Annotated in this window: 14 protein-coding genes; 9 read left to right on the forward strand and 5 right to left on the reverse strand. The window is 72.0% G+C overall.

Annotation, left to right across the window (positions count from 1 at the left end):
- Positions 1–3: 3 nt before the first annotated feature.
- From MWM08_RS16205 to MWM08_RS16215, 3 genes are read right to left on the reverse strand one after another with little or no spacing between them, the layout of a single operon-like run.
- Positions 4–192: a hypothetical protein gene (locus MWM08_RS16205; protein ID WP_244407538.1), complete on the reverse strand. Its 189-nt coding sequence runs from the start codon at positions 190–192 to the stop codon at positions 4–6.
- A complete protein-coding gene (locus MWM08_RS16210) occupies positions 189–1391 on the reverse strand; it encodes a mandelate racemase/muconate lactonizing enzyme family protein (protein WP_244407539.1) in 1203 nt (400 codons plus the stop codon). Before MWM08_RS16210 ends, MWM08_RS16205 begins: the two co-directional genes overlap by 4 nt.
- Entirely contained in the window at positions 1388–2341 is a 954-nt protein-coding gene (locus MWM08_RS16215) for a Bug family tripartite tricarboxylate transporter substrate binding protein (RefSeq protein ID WP_244407540.1), read from the reverse strand. Before MWM08_RS16215 ends, MWM08_RS16210 begins: the two co-directional genes overlap by 4 nt.
- Positions 2342–2566: 225 nt before the next feature.
- Here MWM08_RS16215 and MWM08_RS16220 point away from each other — a divergent pair, with 225 nt between their 5' ends.
- From MWM08_RS16220 to MWM08_RS16245, 6 genes are all read left to right on the forward strand, one after another.
- Positions 2567–3235 (forward strand): hypothetical protein, encoded by a 669-nt coding sequence (locus tag MWM08_RS16220; protein WP_244407541.1) that lies wholly within the window; start codon positions 2567–2569, stop codon positions 3233–3235.
- 68 nt (positions 3236–3303) lie between these two features.
- The gene (locus tag MWM08_RS16225; protein WP_244407542.1) at positions 3304–3903 is read left to right on the forward strand and encodes an anthranilate synthase component II; all 600 of its coding nucleotides are present in this window, start codon (positions 3304–3306) and stop codon (positions 3901–3903) included.
- On the forward strand, positions 3903–4928 hold the full coding sequence (trpD, locus tag MWM08_RS16230) for an anthranilate phosphoribosyltransferase (RefSeq protein ID WP_244407543.1): 1026 nt from the start codon (positions 3903–3905) through the stop codon (positions 4926–4928). Before MWM08_RS16225 ends, trpD begins: the two co-directional genes overlap by 1 nt.
- A complete protein-coding gene (gene trpC / locus MWM08_RS16235) occupies positions 4925–5764 on the forward strand; it encodes an indole-3-glycerol phosphate synthase TrpC (protein ID WP_244407544.1) in 840 nt (279 codons plus the stop codon). Before trpD ends, trpC begins: the two co-directional genes overlap by 4 nt.
- Positions 5761–6234, forward strand: a complete 474-nt coding sequence (gene moaC / locus MWM08_RS16240) for a cyclic pyranopterin monophosphate synthase MoaC (RefSeq protein ID WP_244459978.1) — start codon at positions 5761–5763, stop codon at positions 6232–6234. The genes trpC and moaC overlap by 4 nt, the downstream gene beginning before the upstream one ends.
- A 1-nt stretch (position 6235) precedes the next feature.
- The gene (locus MWM08_RS16245) at positions 6236–7441 is read left to right on the forward strand and encodes a molybdopterin molybdotransferase MoeA (RefSeq protein WP_244459979.1); all 1206 of its coding nucleotides are present in this window, start codon (positions 6236–6238) and stop codon (positions 7439–7441) included.
- On the opposite strand, the gene MWM08_RS16250 is transcribed toward MWM08_RS16245, so the two are convergent.
- Positions 7416–8249: a glycosyltransferase family 2 protein gene (locus tag MWM08_RS16250; RefSeq protein ID WP_244407545.1), complete on the reverse strand. Its 834-nt coding sequence runs from the start codon at positions 8247–8249 to the stop codon at positions 7416–7418. The two genes, MWM08_RS16245 and MWM08_RS16250, sit on opposite strands and share 26 nt — an antisense overlap.
- Before the next feature lie 165 nt (positions 8250–8414).
- On the opposite strand from MWM08_RS16250, the gene lexA reads away from it, so the two are divergent.
- Together lexA and MWM08_RS16260 are read left to right on the forward strand one after the other, a co-directional pair.
- Positions 8415–9128: a transcriptional repressor LexA gene (gene lexA / locus MWM08_RS16255; RefSeq protein ID WP_244407546.1), complete on the forward strand. Its 714-nt coding sequence runs from the start codon at positions 8415–8417 to the stop codon at positions 9126–9128.
- Between the two features lie 123 nt (positions 9129–9251).
- A complete protein-coding gene (locus MWM08_RS16260; RefSeq protein ID WP_279323207.1) occupies positions 9252–12332 on the forward strand; it encodes a beta strand repeat-containing protein in 3081 nt (1026 codons plus the stop codon).
- 33 nt (positions 12333–12365) lie between these two features.
- On the opposite strand, the gene MWM08_RS16270 is transcribed toward MWM08_RS16260, so the two are convergent.
- On the reverse strand, positions 12366–14522 hold the full coding sequence (locus MWM08_RS16270; protein WP_244407547.1) for a ComEC/Rec2 family competence protein: 2157 nt from the start codon (positions 14520–14522) through the stop codon (positions 12366–12368).
- 295 nt (positions 14523–14817) lie between these two features.
- On the opposite strand from MWM08_RS16270, the gene gltX reads away from it, so the two are divergent.
- On the forward strand, positions 14818–16221 hold the full coding sequence (gene gltX / locus MWM08_RS16275; RefSeq protein ID WP_244407548.1) for a glutamate--tRNA ligase: 1404 nt from the start codon (positions 14818–14820) through the stop codon (positions 16219–16221).
- The last annotated feature ends 36 nt before the right edge of the window (positions 16222–16257 follow it).

Raw genomic sequence — 16257 nt, forward strand, 5'->3', positions numbered from 1 at the left:
GCGTCAGGCGATGGCGCCCACCGCCAACAGCAGGCTCAGCCCGATCCAGGCGACCAGCAGCACCAGCGCGACGCCCAGCACGACGCGCGCCGGGCCAGGATGATGGTGGCGGCGCAGCAGCACGCCGACACCGACCAGGATCGTCAGGATCGCCGGCAGCGCCCAGGGCATGACATCCAGTGCGACCATCATCGCCCGCTGCTCCTCACGATCGCGTCCTCGCGCGCCGCCACCTCCGGCAGCAGCCGTGCCCCGAGCCCGGGGCTTTCCATCGGCAACACCCAGCCCTGTTCGACGCGCGGCAGCACCGTCACCAGGTCGCGATACCAGGTGGCGAGCGTGGCGCGCACCACCTCCTGGAACATCGCGGTGGGGGCGTGCATGGCCAGGTGGACCGAGGCGATCAGGGTGACCGGCCCGGTGCAGTCATGCGGGGCCACGGGGCGCGACCAGGCTTCGGCGAGCGCGGCGATCTTGCGTGCCTCGGTCAGGCCGCCGCACCAGGCGAGGTCGAGCATGACGATATCCGTCGCCCCCGCCACCAGCAGGTCGCGGAAGGCGACCTTGCCGCCCAGCGTCTCGCTCGCGCAGATCGGCGTGCGCACGGCGCGGCGCAGTTCGGCCAGCGAGGCGACGTCGTCCATCTTTCCGATCGGGTCTTCCGCCCAGGTGATGTCGAATTCCTCCAGCGCCTTGCAGATCTGGAAGGCGGCGGGCATCGACCACAGGGAATGGAGTTCCGCCATGATCTCCATGCGGTCGCCCACGGCGCGGCGGATCTTCGCGAAGGGCTCGATACCCTTCTTCAGGTCCGACAGCGTGATGGACACGCCCTGCGTGGCCGGCGCGTAGATGTCGAAGGGCCAGATCTTCATGGCGTTGAAGCCCTCGGACAGCAGGCTTTCCGCCAGCGTCCCGGCATCGCGCATGAAGGCCACCTGGTCGTCATAGGGGCCGCGCGCCTCGTCCGCCGCGCCGATGTCGCGCCGCTGCGCGGACTTCGTGTTGTAGTCGTAGCCGGCGCAGGTGTTGTAGCTGCGCACCCGATCGCGGCACTTGCCGCCGAGCGCCTCATGGACCGGCACGCCGTGGCGTTGCCCGGCCAGGTCCCACAACGCGATATCGATGGCGGAGGCGGCGCGGACCTCAGCGCTCGATCCGCCGAAGCCGACATAGGGCGTGAGCAGCAGGCGCGACACCGCCTCGATGTCGCGCGCGTCGCGGCCGATCAGCAGCGGGGCGACGCTCTCGTGGATGACGGCCTCGACCGCCGCGGCGCCGCGGAAGGCTTCGCCGAGGCCGGTCAGGCCCTCATCCGTGGTGACCTCGACCCAGATCAGGTTGGGGCGTTCGCCGATGCGGATGGTGCGGATATGCGTGATGCGGCTCATTCGGCGCGGATTCCCTGGCGGCGGACGACCTCGGCCCAGCGTGCGGCCTCGGCACGGACATGCGCGCCCATCTGTTCGGGCGACCCGCCCAGCGGCGTGGCACCCAGTTCCAGCATGCGCGCGCGCACGGCGGGGTTCTCGAGTGCGCGGGCGAAGGCGGCATTGAGCGCGGCGATGGCGGCCGGCGGCGTGCGCGCCGGCGTCATGAAGCCGAACCAGCTGTCGATCGCCATGCCCTGCACGCCCTGTTCGGCGAAGGTCGGCACGTCCGGCAGTTCCGGAATGCGGCTGTCGGAAACGGCGGCCAGCGCCCGCACCGACCCGGCGCGGGTATGCGGCAGGATCGAGGGCAGGTTGTCGAAGAACACATCGACGCGCCCGGCGACGAGGTCGGTGATGGCCGGGCCTGATCCGCGATAGGGGACGTGCGTCATCTCGATGCCCGTGATCGAGCGCAGCAATTCAGGCCCGAGGTGGTTCGACGCACCGACGCCCGAGGACGCGAAGGACAGCGGCTGCCGCCGCGCCAGCGCGATGAATTCCTGCACGTTCGCCGCCGGCAATTCGCGCCGCACCGTCATCACGTTGCGCACCGCGCCGGTCAGGATCACGGGCGCGAAATCGGCCAGCAGGTTGTAGCCGGGGTTCGCATACAGCGCCGGGTTGGCGCCGCAGGGGCCAAACGCGCATTGGACCAGCGTGGAGCCATCGGCCGCCCCGCGCGCGGCCTCGGCCATGCCGATATTGCCGCCGGCACCGCCGCGGTTCTCCACCACCGCGCCGCGCGGCAGGTGGGGTGCTGCGGCCTCGGCCAGCAGGCGGGCGACGATGTCGGAGGTGCCACCCGGGGTGAAGGGGACGATGATCCGCACCGGGCGGTCCGGCAGGTCGGCGGCGCGCGCCGCGCCCGGCAGCGCGAACAGCAGCGCGGCAACGATGATCCGCAGCATGGTGGTCCCTCCTCCTGATCTTGGCGCCACGCTAGCGCGTTTTCCGATGAGGCGGCACCGGCCCGCGCCCGCGCCCGGCCGCCCAACGGCAGCAACCTGGATGCATGGGTGCGCGAGCACGCCGGTGCCGATGCCGTCAGGTCGAACGACGCGCTGGACCGGTCCGGGCGCCGGGGACGCCGGCCCGGGCTTTCGCGCGCGGCCGGGCCGGCGTAGCGATGCAGCATGACCGGCGACGAACAGACCCCGCCCACCGTGGCCCCCGCCCAGCGGGCCAAGCCCGGCGTCGGCCAGTTGACCATGCGCCCGGTCGAGGTCCGTCTGTACCGCGCGCAACTGGTGCCGCCGCCCCGCTGCTACCTGGAATGGGGGCTGGGCGGGTCGACCGCCGAGGCGCTGCGCGCGGGGGCGGGACTGGTCGTCTCGGTCGAGGGCGACGGCGCCTGGATCGCGGCGGCGCGCGATGATGCGGCGGTGGCCGCCGCCGAGGCAACCGGCCGCCTGCGCCTGGTGCATGCCGATATCGGGCCGACGGGGAAATGGGGCATGCCGGTCGACCGCGGCACGCGCGCACGCTGGCCGGGCTATGCAGCGGCACCCTGGCCGGTGCTGGACGCGGCCGGGGCCTGGCCCGACCTGGTGCTGGTGGATGGTCGCTTCCGCGTCGCCTGTTGCCTGTCGATGGCGCGCGAATGCCTGGCACGGCCGGACCGCCCGCCGCCGCGCCTGATGCTGCACGATTTCAACGACCAGCGGCCGCATTACGAACCGATGCGCCTGGCCTGGGAGGAGGTGGGCGCGGCCGCCTCGCTGCGCGTGTTCCGGCTGCGCGCCGGGATCGACCCCGCTGCCCTGGCAGCCGGCATCGCGGCGCACGACCAGGACCCGCGCTGACGCGCCGGCACGGGCTGCTGCGCCTGCGCGCTTGATTCCCCCCGCGCCCCGGTCCAAGCATCACGCCCATGATCCTGCTGATCGACAACTACGACAGTTTCACCTTCAACCTGTTTCACTTCCTGGGTGACCTGGGGGCGAAGGTGGAGGTGCGCCGCAACGACGCGATCGACCCGCAGGGGGTGCTCGCGATGCAGCCGGAGGCGGTGGTGCTCTCGCCCGGCCCCTGCACGCCGAACGAGGCCGGCATCTGCCTGCCGCTGATCAGCCTGGCGGCCGAGGTGCGGCTGCCGGTGCTGGGGGTGTGCCTCGGTCACCAGGCGATCGGGCAGGCCTTCGGCGGCCGCGTGATCCGCGCGCCGGAACCGGTGCACGGCAAGGTTTGGCAGGTGCATCACGCTGGGGCGGATGTCTTCGCCGGCATCCCCTCCCCGTTTGCCGCCACGCGCTACCATTCGCTGATCGTCGAGCGCGCCACCATGCCCGATTGCCTCGAGGTCACGGCCTGGACCGAGGACGGCATCGCGATGGGGCTGAAGCATCGCGACCTGCCGATTTCGGGCGTGCAGTTCCATCCGGAGAGCATCGCCTCCGCCCATGGGCACGACCTGCTGCGGAACTTCCTCGTGCTGGCGGGTGCGACGCTGCCGACACCCGTCGCGGCCTGATGTCGCTCAAGCCCATCCTGGCGCGGCTTGCCGCCGGCGAAAGGCTGACCGAGGCCGAGGCCGAGGAAGCCTTCGGCATCATCATGGCCGGCGAGGCAACGCCCGCGCAGATCGCCGGGCTGCTGATGGCGATGCGCGTGCGCGGCGAGACGGTAGCCGAGATGACCGGCGCGGTGCGCGCGATGCGCGCGCGCATGGTGGCGATCGACGCGCCGCCGGACGCGATGGACATCGTGGGCACGGGCGGGGATTCGGCCGGCACACTGAATATTTCCACCACCACCGCCATGGTCGTGGCGGGCGCGGGCGTGCCGGTGGCCAAGCACGGCAACCGCGCGCTGTCGTCAAAGTCGGGCGCGGCGGATGCGATCTCGGCCCTGGGCATCTCTCTGGACGTGCCGATGGACCGCCTGCCGGCCGTGCTGGCCGAGGCCGGCATGGTGTTCCTGATGGCGCCGCGGCATCACGCATCTATGCGCCACGCCGCGGGGCCGCGGGTGGAACTGGGCACGCGCACCATCTTCAACCTGCTCGGTCCGCTCGCGAACCCCGCGCGGGTGAAGCGCCAAATGACCGGCGCCTTCGCCCCGGAATGGCTGCGCCCTATGGCCGAGGCCCTGGCACGGCTGGGCACGGACCGCGCCTGGCTGGTGCATGGGCAGGGCCTCGATGAACTGACGCTCGCGGGCGAGAGCCAGGTGGTCTCGCTCGAGGCCGACGGGACGCTGCGCGAGTTCACGGTCACACCCGAGGATGCCGGGCTGGCGCGCGCGCCGGCCTCGGCGCTGAAGGGCGGCGATCCGGCGCAGAACGCCGTCGCGCTGGAAGCCCTGCTGCGCGGCGCGCCGGGCCCCTATCGCGACGTGGTGCTGCTGAATGCGGCGGCGTCGCTTGTCGTGGCCGGCCGGGCACACGACCTGCACGAGGGGGCGGCCATCGCCGCCCGCGCCATAGACGACGGTGCGGCCCTTGGCGTACTCACGCGCCTCCGCGCCCTCTGCCCCCCCAAGGACGCCGCTGCATGAACGCGCCTACCGTTGTCACCACCGCTGCCGGCGACGTCTCGGTCCCCGACGTGCTGGTTCGGATCATCGCCGACAAGGAACGCGAGGTGGCCGAGCGCATGGCCGCGACCTCGCAATCCGAGATCGAGCGCGCCGCCGCGCATGCCTCGCCAGTGCGCGACTTCGTGGGCGCGCTGTGCCACCGCATCGGCGAAGGCCGCACCGGGCTGATCGCCGAGATCAAGCGCGCCTCGCCCTCGGGCGGGCTGATCCGCGACCCGTTCGACCCGGCCGCGCTGGCACGCGCCTACGAGGCAGGCGGGGCGGCGTGTCTGTCGATCCTGACCGACGGGCCGTATTTCCAGGGCGCGCGGGAGCATCTGGAGGCCGGGCGCGCGGCGTGTTCCCTGCCGGTGCTGCGCAAGGACTTCATGATCCACCCCTGGCAGGTCTTCGAGGCCCGCGCGATGGGGGCGGACTGCATCCTGCTGATCATGGCCTGCCTGTCGAACGAGCGCGCGGCCGAATTGCTGGAACTCGCACGCTCACTCGACATGGCGGTGCTGGCCGAGGTGCATGACCGCGCCGAGCTCGATCGCGCACTGGGGCTGAACACGCGCCTGATCGGCATCAACAACCGCGACCTGCGCACGCTGCAGACCGATATCGGCACCACCGAGGACCTGGCGCCGCTGGTGCCGGCCGACCGGCTGCCAGTGGCCGAAAGCGGTATCCGCACGCCGGCCGATGTGCGGCGCATGGCGATGGCGGGCGCGCATTGCATCCTGGTGGGCGAACACCTGATGCGCCAGGCGGACGTCACCGTCGCCGCGCGCGAACTGGTCGACGCGCGCTGATGGCGCTGACGCATTTCGACGCCGCCGGGCGCGCGGCGATGGTCGATGTGTCGGGCAAGGACGAGACGGCGCGCACCGCCACCGCGCGCGGGCGGATCGTGATGCAGCCAGCCACGCTCGCGCTGATCCGCGAGGGGCGTGCTGGCAAGGGCGATGTGCTAGGGGTGGCGCGCATCGCCGGCATCATGGCGGCCAAGAAGACGCACGAGCTGATCCCGCTGTGCCATCCGCTGATGATCAGCAAGGTCGCGGTGGATCTGCAGCCCGAGGGTGAGGATGCGGTGGCGATCGAGGCCACCGTCAGCCTCACGGGGCGCACGGGGGTCGAGATGGAGGCGCTGACCGCGGTCACGGTCGCGGCGCTGACGGTCTACGACATGGTGAAGGCGGTTGACCGCGGCATGCGCATCGAGGATGTGCGCCTGGTCCACAAGGACGGCGGCAAGTCGGGCGAGTTCCGTGGCGAATGACCTGCTCGCCGTCGAGGAAGCCCGCGCGCGGATCATCGCCGCGCTGACTCCGACGGCCGCCGAGACGGTGGCGCTGGCCGATGGCGCGGGGCGCGTGTTGGCGCGGGGCGTGGTGGCGCGCCTGACGCAGCCGCCGGCCGATGTCTCGGCGATGGATGGCTATGCCGTGCGCGCGGCGGATGCGCCGGAGGGCGCGGTGCTGCGCATGGCCGGCGCGGCGCCGGCCGGGCGGCCCTTCGCGGGCCGCGTCGGTCCCGGCGAGGCGGTGCGCATCTTCACCGGCGGCTTCGTGCCCGACGGCGCCGATGCGATCCTGCTGCAGGAGGATGCCAGCCCGTCCGACGGCGCGGTGCGGGTGAACGAGACAGTGCAGGCCGGGCGCTGGATCCGCCGGCGCGGGCTGGACTTCGCGGAGGGCACGCAGGTGTTGCCGGCGCGGCGGAAGCTCACGGCGCGCGACATCGGGCTGGCGGCGGCGTCGAACAACCCGTGGCTCGCGGTGCACCGGCGCCCGCGCGTGGGTATCCTGGCGACGGGCGACGAGATCGCGCTGCCCGGAGACCCGATCCCGCCTGGCGGGATCGTGTCGTCCAACGCGCATGCGCTGGCGGCGCTGGTGCGCGCCGCGGGCGGGGAACCGGTGGTGCTGCCGATCGCGCCGGACGACACGGCCGCGATCGCGGATGTCGCCGCCGGTGCGCATGCCTTCGACCTGCTGGTCACCACCGGCGGGGCCAGCGTGGGCGACCACGACCTGATCCAGCAGGCGCTGGGCGGCGAGGGCTTCGAACTCGGCTTCTGGAAGATCGCGATGCGGCCGGGCAAGCCGTTGATCTGGGGCCGGCTCGGGCGCACGCCGGTGCTGGGGCTGCCGGGCAATCCGGTCAGCGCGCTGGTCTGCGGCGTGGTGTTCCTGATCCCGGCGATCGCCCGGCTATCGGGCCTCGAGGGGGCGCCGACGCCGACGCGGCGCGTGCTGACCGCGGTGCCGCTGGCGCAGAACGACCGTCGCGCCGACCACCTGCGCGCGGCGCTGTCGGTCGATGCGCAGGGGCGGATGCTGGTGACGCCGGCGCCGGTGCAGGATTCGTCGATGCTGGCGACCCTCGCGCGCGCCGATGCCTTGGTGATGCGCGCGCCCTTCGCACCCGCCCTGCCGGCGGGGGCGGAGGTCGAGGCGATCATCCTGGCGGAGTTGGGCGTGTAGCGCGCCGATCGCGCGCTGTCGCGCGGCGATGGTAGTCGCCAAGGGCCGGGCTGCTGCCGACCGCCCGGTTCATCGCACGCCACCGCCGCAGCACGCGCGCGGCGGCCGGCGCGTGGTCGGCGAAGCCGAAGCCGTCCCGCGCGATGGCGGCGAGCGCTTGCGCGTATTCCGCATCGAAGCGCGTCCAGGGCACGTCGGTCGCCTGGCCCGGGCGCAGTTGGTAGCGGTACGCGAGGCCGTCCGCGACCGGCGCGCATCCGCCCGCCGCGGCCAGCGCGCGCAGGTCGAAGACAACGTCGTCGATCAGGCGGAACGGCGCGAAGGGCTGCACCAGGTCCCGCCGTGCGATGACATGCAGCGAGGCGAAGGCCTCCGCCCAGCCGATGAAGCCGAAGCGCGCCAGGCCATCGGCCGGGATGCGCCGCAGCGCCGCGCCATCCGGGTCCCGCACGATGGACGGTACCACGACCGCGCCCCCGCCGCGCGCCCGGTGCAGCGCGCGCGCGATCGAATCGGGCGGGCCTTCCAGCGCGTCGTCGGCGTCGAGCATCAGCACATGCGCGCCGCGCGCCATGGCCAGGGCGCGGTTGCGTGCGGCATGGGCGCCGCTGCGCACCGGCCCCACCGGCGCGAAGCGCAGGCGCGGGTCGGGCGGCAGCAAGGGCGCGTAGTCGGTCCCGTCGTCGGAGGCGAGCACGAGTTCGACTGCGGCCCCTTCGGCGCGGTCGAACACCGAGGCGACGGCGCGCGGCGCGAGGTCGTGCAGGCGATGGGCCGCGATCAGGATGGAGAGGTCGGGGCGGTCCATGGCGGCGCATCCTGGCAGGGCGACGGCGGCGGGGGAACGGTCGCGCGGCGATTCCATCCACAGGCGAATCCCATTGACTGTGACTCCGGAACCTTTCTAGAACACCGGTCAGGTTGCCGCTTTGTTCCGCCGAGCCGCGGGGCGCGGCATGGGGAGAGTTGCCGGATGCTCACGCGCAAGCAGCACGAATTGCTGATGTTCATCGATCGGCATCTGCGCGACACCGGCTTCTCGCCATCGTTCGAGGAAATGAAGGGCGCGCTGAGCCTGAAGTCCAAGTCGGGCATTCATCGCCTGATTACTGCACTCGAGGAACGCGGTTTCCTGCGCCGGCGGGCGCATCGCGCCCGCGCGCTCGAGGTGATCCGCCTGCCCGAGAATTTGGCGCCACGCACGCGCACGCCCAAGCCCGATGCACCGCTTGGCCCCAACGTGATCCGCGGGCCTTTCGCCCCTGCCCCGCCGCGCCCCGCGCCCGAGGCTGCGAACGACGGCGCCGCGGTGAGCCTGCCGCTATTCGGGCGCATCGCGGCCGGCGTGCCGATCGAGGCGCTCCGCGACCACGGCGCCAGCGTGGATGTGCCGGCCGCGCTGATCGGCGCGGGGGAGCACTACGCGCTGGAAGTGGCGGGGGATTCGATGATCGATGCCGGCATCCTCGATGGCGACACGGTGCTGATCCAGCGCGCCGAGACGGCCGAGAACGGCACCATCGTGGTCGCACTGGTCGACGAGAACGAGGTGACGCTGAAGCGCATTCGCCGGCGCGGCAATTCGGTGGCGCTGGAGCCGGCCAACCCGCGGCATGAGACGCGGATTTTTGGGCCGGACCGGGTGAAGGTGCAGGGGCGGCTGGTGGGGTTGCTGCGGCGGTATTGACGCGCCATCAGGCCAGGCCCCGCCACCCAGGGCGGCATTACGTTTTGGAAATGCACTTCGGATAGCGTGGTGCCGGCCGCCCCCGGCAAGTGATGGTGGTTGCGCATTCGGAAAGGCGGCGCCATGGCCATCATCACCGGCACGGCAGGCAACGACACCATCACCAATACGGTGTCGTCCTTCGGCCAGCTGACCACCAGTGGCGATGACAGCGTCCTTGGCGAGGGTGGCAACGACAGCATCCAGGGCGGCAGCGGGTTGGACACGCTGCGCGGGGGGGGTGCCGCCGACACGCTGCTGGGCGGCAACGACAACGACATCCTGGCGGGCGATTCCGGCGACGACCTGCTGTTCGGCCAGGCGGGCAACGACCTGATCGACGGCGGGGACGGGTTCGATGTCCTGAGCTTCTTCGCCACCAATTCGGACGGCGCCGTCTCGGTCGCGATCAGCGCGACGGGCGGCGTCAATGGCGGCACCTCGGCCGCCGGGCCGCTCGTGCTGAACCAGGGCAACGACACCTTCGTCAATATCGAGCAAGTGAACGGGTCGAACGCGAACGACACGATCACCATCAACAACGCCGACACGTCGGTCTTCACCTTCATCGTGCGCGGCAACGCCGGCAATGACCTGCTGGCCAACAACAACCCCACGCGCAATACCAGCATCTTCCTGGACTATCGCAGCGGCGCCGTGACCTCGGGCGTGTCGGTCGACCTCACGGCCGGGCGCGCGAGCGACGGTGTTGGCGGTACGGACACCATCTCCGGCTTCGCCGGGCTGCGCGGCACCGACCTCAACGACACGCTGCAGGGCAGCGCGGAGGTGGACCGCTTCCGCGGCCGCGCCGGCAGCGATGTCATCGACGGGCGCGGCGGAATCGACATCGCGGACTATGGCCAGGCCGCCAGTGCGGTGAGCGTGGACCTGGTCACCGGCCGCGCGCAGGACGGCGAAGGCGGCATCGACACCCTCTCCAGCGTCGAGGAGGTCTGGGGCACGGTCGGCAACGACACCATCATCGGCACCGGTGCCGATGAGTTCTTCTACGGCTTCAACGGCAACGACAGTATCGATGGCGGCGGCGGGCAGGACCGCGTCGGTTTCCAATTCTCCTCGGGCCTGGTGCCCGACGCCACACGCGGGGTGGTGGTGAACCTGGTCACCGGCATCGTGACGGACGCCTGGGGCGGCACCGATACGCTGTCGGGCATCGAGCGCATCACCGGCACTGCATTTGCGGATTCCATGCTGGGCGGCGCCGAGCAGAACCGCTTTCGCGGCCGTGCGGGCAACGACACGCTCGATGGCGGCCTGGGCGGCGACTACGCCGAGTACATCAACGCCACCGCCGGCGCGACCGTGAACCTGACGACCGGCATCGCGACCGATGGCGAAGGCGGCACCGACCTGCTGATCTCGATGGAGAACGCGATCGGCGGCAACTTCGCCGACCGCCTGACCGGCGTGGCCCAGGGGGCGCGCTCGACCTCGGACCTGCGCGGCGGCGGGGGCAATGACACGCTGGTGGGGATCCTCGGCGAATTCGTGCGCGCCGACTATGCGGACCAGACGGTGGGGCTGAACATCAACCTGGGCGCCGGCACCGTGAATGACGGACGCGGCGGCGTGGACACGCTGGTGAATATCCGCGGGGTGGTCCTGTTCGGTGGATTCAACGACGTGGTGACCGGCACCGCCGCGGGCGAATGGTTTGCACCGTCCGAGGGCGCCGACAGCGTGAATGCCGGCCTCGGTTTCGACATCATCGGCTATGGCGGGATCGACGTGGGCGGCGTGTCGGTCAACCTCGCCACCGCCCGCGCACGCGACACCGGCGGGACCATCGACACCATCATCGGCTTCGAGGGCGTGTCGACCTCCTTCGGCGACGACACCATCAACGGATCGAACGGCGCCAACCTGATCGGGCCGGCCGGCGGGGCCGACCTGGTCAATGCGTTCGGCGGGGACGATACGCTGAGCTACGTGCTGGGCTTCTCCCCCGACGGAACGGAATTCACCAGCAACGAGGCCGGCGACCGGCTGCCGGTGCAGGGCGTGACCATCGACCTGCTGACCGGGCGCGCCACCGATTACGGCGGCAGCATCGACACCGTGCTCGGCTTCGAGAACGCGATCGGCAGTACCGCCAACGACATTGTGCGCGGCAGCGGGATCGCCAATTATCTCGGCGGCGCCGAGGGCAACGACACGCTCGAGGGCCGCGGCGGCAACGACACGCTCGAGGGCGGCGCGGGCATCGACCGCCTGATCGGCGGCACGAACGACGATACCTACATCCTGGACACGACGGCCGACGTGGTCGTCGAACTCGCGAACCAGGGCATCGACACGATCCTGACCACGCGCGCCACGCTCGTGCTCGGCCTGAATGTCGACAACATCGTCGGCACCAACACGATCGCGCACAACTTCGCCGGCAACGGGCTGGCCAATGCGCTGACCGGCAATACCGCCGCGGACACGCTCTCGGGCGCGGCGGGCAACGACACGCTGGATGGCGGGGCGGGGATCGACCGCCTGCTCGGCGGGGCGAACGACGACACCTACATCGTCACCGAAGGCGACGTGGTGGTCGAGGCAGCGAACCAGGGCACCGACACGGTCTTCGTCACGACGGGCACCGCGGCCACGCTCGCCGTCAATGTCGAGAACCTGGTGCTGGCGGGCACGACGTTGCTGAACGGCACGGGCAATGGGCTCGCGAACACCATCATCGGCAATGACAATGCGAACCTGCTGTCGGGGCTGGGTGGGAACGACGTGCTCGAGGGCGGGATCGGCAACGATATCCTGATCGGCGGGCTGAACAGCGATTCCATGACCGGCGGGGCCGGCTCCGACCAGTTCCGCTTCGGCTCGCTGAACGACAGCCCGGCGTCGGCTGCCGACGTCATCCTCGACTTCACCTTCTCGGCCGCGCTCGGGGTAGACCGGATCGACCTCAGGCTGGTCGACGCGAACAGCCTTCTGGCGGGCAACCAGGCCTTCACCTGGATCGGCACGGCCGCCTTCGGGGCGGCAGGCGCCGCCAGCGCGGGGCAGTTGCGCGTCGAGGTCACGACACCGGGCGAATACTACGCCATCCAGGGTGACGCGAACGGCGACGGCATCCGGGATATCTCGATCAACGTCATCAGCAGCTTCACGCCGGTGCAGGGCTGGGTGTTCCTGTAGCGGCGCGCCCCGCGGTCGCAGCGGTCGGCCGCGTCATTCGACCGGCGCGGGGGGCAGTTCGTCCCGCGCGCGGGGGCTGGGCGGGGGCGGCACCCAAGGGCGTGCGCCACGGAAGGCGCGGTCGGAGACCACCTGCGCGCCACCGGGCGCGAGCCACACCGCGTGCGGGCCGTTCCGCCACACCGCGAAGCGGTCCACCACCTGGCTGCCGGCGCAGCGCCCGCGCACCGGTTCCGCCGAGACCACCACCGCGGCGCGTCCGCAGGCGGCCTCGGGCGGGTCCCCACGCAGCAGCGCCGCGGCCGGGCCATCCGGGGTTGCGCGCAGCGTGCAGGCGCCGGGGCGGCAGGCGATGGCACCGCCGGCGGCCTCGCCCTCGCGCGGGAAGGGCTGCGCCTGCGCCAGGCCGTGCGCGCGCAGCCAACTTTCGCGCACCAGGTTCGACGCACCCGATTGTCGCTGCAGCCAGAACGCGCCGTCGGCGGCGAAGCCGACGAGGCGCGCATCGCCCGACACCAGCAGGTCCGGCGGGCGATGCAGCGCAGGGCTGGCGAGGCCGAGGCACATCAGCGGCACGCCCGCCCAGCGCCAGCGCGCTCGCCACAGGCACAGCCACAGCAGCCCGAAGGCGAAGCACAACAGTCCCCAGGGCGGGATCGGCCGCGCCGTGCTCGCGGCACCGGGCCAGGAGGCGACTTCGCGTGCCACCGCCAGCACAGCCCCGCACCCCCAGCCCAGCACGGCCAGCGCCGGGCCATCGAGGCCCACCGGCATCAGCAGCGCGGCCAGCATGGCCGCGGGCATCACCAGCACCGAGGTGAGCGGCACCGCCACCGCATTCGCCGCCACGCCGAACCATTGCAGCCGGCCGAAATGCGCAAGGCCGAAGGGCGCGGTGGCGAGCCCCGCCAGAACCGAGGTGCCGACCAGCCCCACCACGAAGACCGCGCCGCGCCGCCACCAGGCGCCATCGCCCTGCAGGCGCCGCAGCGGGCCGCGCATCGCCTCCCACCCCGCCACCAGCGCCAGCACGGCGGCGAACGACATCTGGAAGGACGGGCCGAGCAGCGCATCCGGCGCCAGCAGCATGACCGCCGCCGCGGCGAGCGCGAGACCCCGCATCGTGATGGCATGGCGCCCCGACAGCAGCGCCAGCGTGACCAGCGCGGCCATGGCGAAGGACCGCTGCATGGGCACCTGCGATCCCGTCAGCAGCATGTAGAAGCCACCTGCGCCGAGTGCCGCCAGCCCCGCCCAGACCTTGCCGTCCACCCGCAGCGCCAGCCAGCGCCAGCAGGCGATCAGGAAGCGCACGACCCAGAAGGTCACGCCCATCACGATCGCGATGTGCAGGCCCGAGACCGACAGAAGATGCGCCAGCCCGGAATCCCGCATCGCGGCCATGTCGGCGCGCGGGATGGCGGATTGCCCGCCGGTCAGCATGGCGGCGGCAACGGCCCCCGCGGCCCCGGGGACGGCGCCGGTGACACGCGCCTCGATCGTGGCCCGCAGCCCTGCCAACGGCGGCGCGCCGCCCGCGCCGGGCGTGACCGTGGCAGGGCCGATGGCGAAGCCCGCCCCCCCCTGCCCGGCGAAGAAAGCGGCGCGCTGGAAATCCCAGGCACCGGGATAGGCGGGCGCGGAGGGCGCGCGCACCAGGGCGCGCACCGCGATGCTGTCCCCGGGCGCGGGGCGGGCGGGGTCGTTGGCGCGCAGCCGGACGCGGATGCTGCGGGGCTGCACCCCTTCGTCGGGGGCGAAGCGGACCTGGTGCAGCGTGACGCGCAGGCCCTCGGGCAGCAGGTCGATATCCTGGACGATGCCGCTGAGCGCCAGGGCGCGCAGCGGCGGGGCGGCGGCGGGCGGGGCGGCGGCGGCATGCAGCAGCGCAGCGCCGAAGCCGAGACCCGCCGCGCCAACGAGACCCAGCAGCCAGCCCAGATGCGGCGCGCGTGTCGCGACGATCCAGGCCAGCACCACCAGCAAGGGGCCGAATGTGGCGAACCACCAGGATGGTTCCTCGCGCAGCGCGAAATAGCCGAGGATCCCCGCGCCCATCGCCACCGCGAGCCACGGCGCCAAGCGGCCGCGTTCGACCGCCAGCGCCAGGTCCAGGCGCTGGACCAGGGCGGCGCCGAGGCGGCCGGCGGTATTTCGCGCGACGGTGCTGGACAGGGGAGAGTTCCGCAACTTCCGCGTTCATTCTAGAGCAGACGCCGGTCGCGGGGAATCCCGCGATCGGGGCGAAGATGCGCGCGAAAACAAGGCGCTGGCGGCGGTTCGCCCGAGGTGGCGTATCGCCCGCGCCCAGGTCTGCAGCGCGGCGGTGATCCGGCCCCGCGCGCGCCGGGCCTCCTGAGTGCCGCGGCGCATCCGGATCGCGGGCGGAATCGATGGAGGCCGGGACGCGGACGCGCCGCTTGCGGGTTCACCCCGCCCGGTCGATCTGGTCTAACGGGCGCTCCGCTGACCGAGCCCAGGTGACATGACCGTCCGCACCCGTTTCGCGCCCTCCCCCACCGGCTACCTGCATATCGGCGGCGCGCGCACCGCGCTGTTCAACTACCTGTTCGCGCGCCACCACAAGGGCGCCTACCTGCTGCGCATCGAGGACACCGACAAGGAACGATCGACCCAGGCGGCGGTGGACCAGATCCTCGAGAGCCTGACCTGGCTGGGTCTTTCGCCGGACGAACCGCCGGTGTTCCAGGCGGCGCGCGAGGCGCGCCATGCCGAGGTGGCGCACGCGCTGCTCGCCGCGGGCCGCGCCTATCGCTGCTGGGCGACGCCCGAGGAACTGACGCAGATGCGCGAACAGGCCGCCGCCGAGGGCCGCCCGCCGCGCTACGACCGCCGCTGGCGCGACCGCGAGCCCGGCCCGGAACAGCAGGGCAAGCCCTTCGTCATCCGCATCAAGGCGCCGATCGATGGCGAGACGGTGGTGGAGGACCTGGTGCAGGGCGAGGTGCGCGTGGGCAATGCCGAGCTGGACGACATGATCATCCTGCGGTCGGACGGGTCGCCCACCTACCTGCATGCGGTTGTCGTGGACGACCACGACATGGAGATCACCCACGTCATCCGCGGCGACGACCACCTGACCAACACCTTCCGCCAATGCATGGTGTACGACGCGATGGGCTGGCGACGGCCGCACTTCGCCCATATCCCACTGATCCACGGGGCGGACGGGGCGAAGCTGTCCAAGCGCCACGGCGCGGTGTCGGTGCTGGATTTTCGCGAGCAGGGCTACCTGCCCGAAGCGGTGAACAACTACCTGCTGCGCCTGGGCTGGGGGCATGGCGACGAGGAGATCGTGCCCCACGACCGCGCGGTCGAGCTGTTCGACATCAAGGATGTCGGGCGGTCGGCGTCGCGCATGGACTACGCCAAGCTGACGCACCTGAACGGCGTGTATCTGCGCCAGGCCGACGATGCGCGGCTGACGCGCGCGGTGCTGGAAATCCTGGCCAAGCGCGGCGCGCTGTTCGGCACCAATGGCGCCGAGCGCGTGGCGATGCTGATGCCCGACCTCAAGGAACGCGCGCGCACACTGGAGGAGTTGGCCGGGGCGGCCGCCTTCGCCGCACATGAGAGCCTGCCGGCGATCGACGACAAGGCGCTGGCCGCCTTGACGCCGGAGGCGCGCGCACGGCTGCGCGACGTCGGGGAGTTCCTGGCCGATGCGCCGTGGGAGAAGGCCGACCTCGAGTACTGGCTGCGCGACTACGCCGACGTAAAGGGCGTGAAGCTGAAGGACATCGCGCAGCCGCTGCGCGCCGCGCTGTGCGGCAGCCTGATGAGCCCGCCGATCAATTCGGTGCTCTGGGCGCTGGGGCGCGATGAGAGCCTGCTGCGGATCATGACGGCGGCCGGCGATGCCGAATGACGACGCGACGGTATTGAGCGGCGCGGTGGCGCGGGC

Origin of the sequence: Roseomonas fluvialis, assembly GCF_022846615.1 — a bacterium.
Classification (GTDB): Bacteria; Pseudomonadota; Alphaproteobacteria; order Acetobacterales; family Acetobacteraceae; genus Neoroseomonas; species Neoroseomonas fluvialis.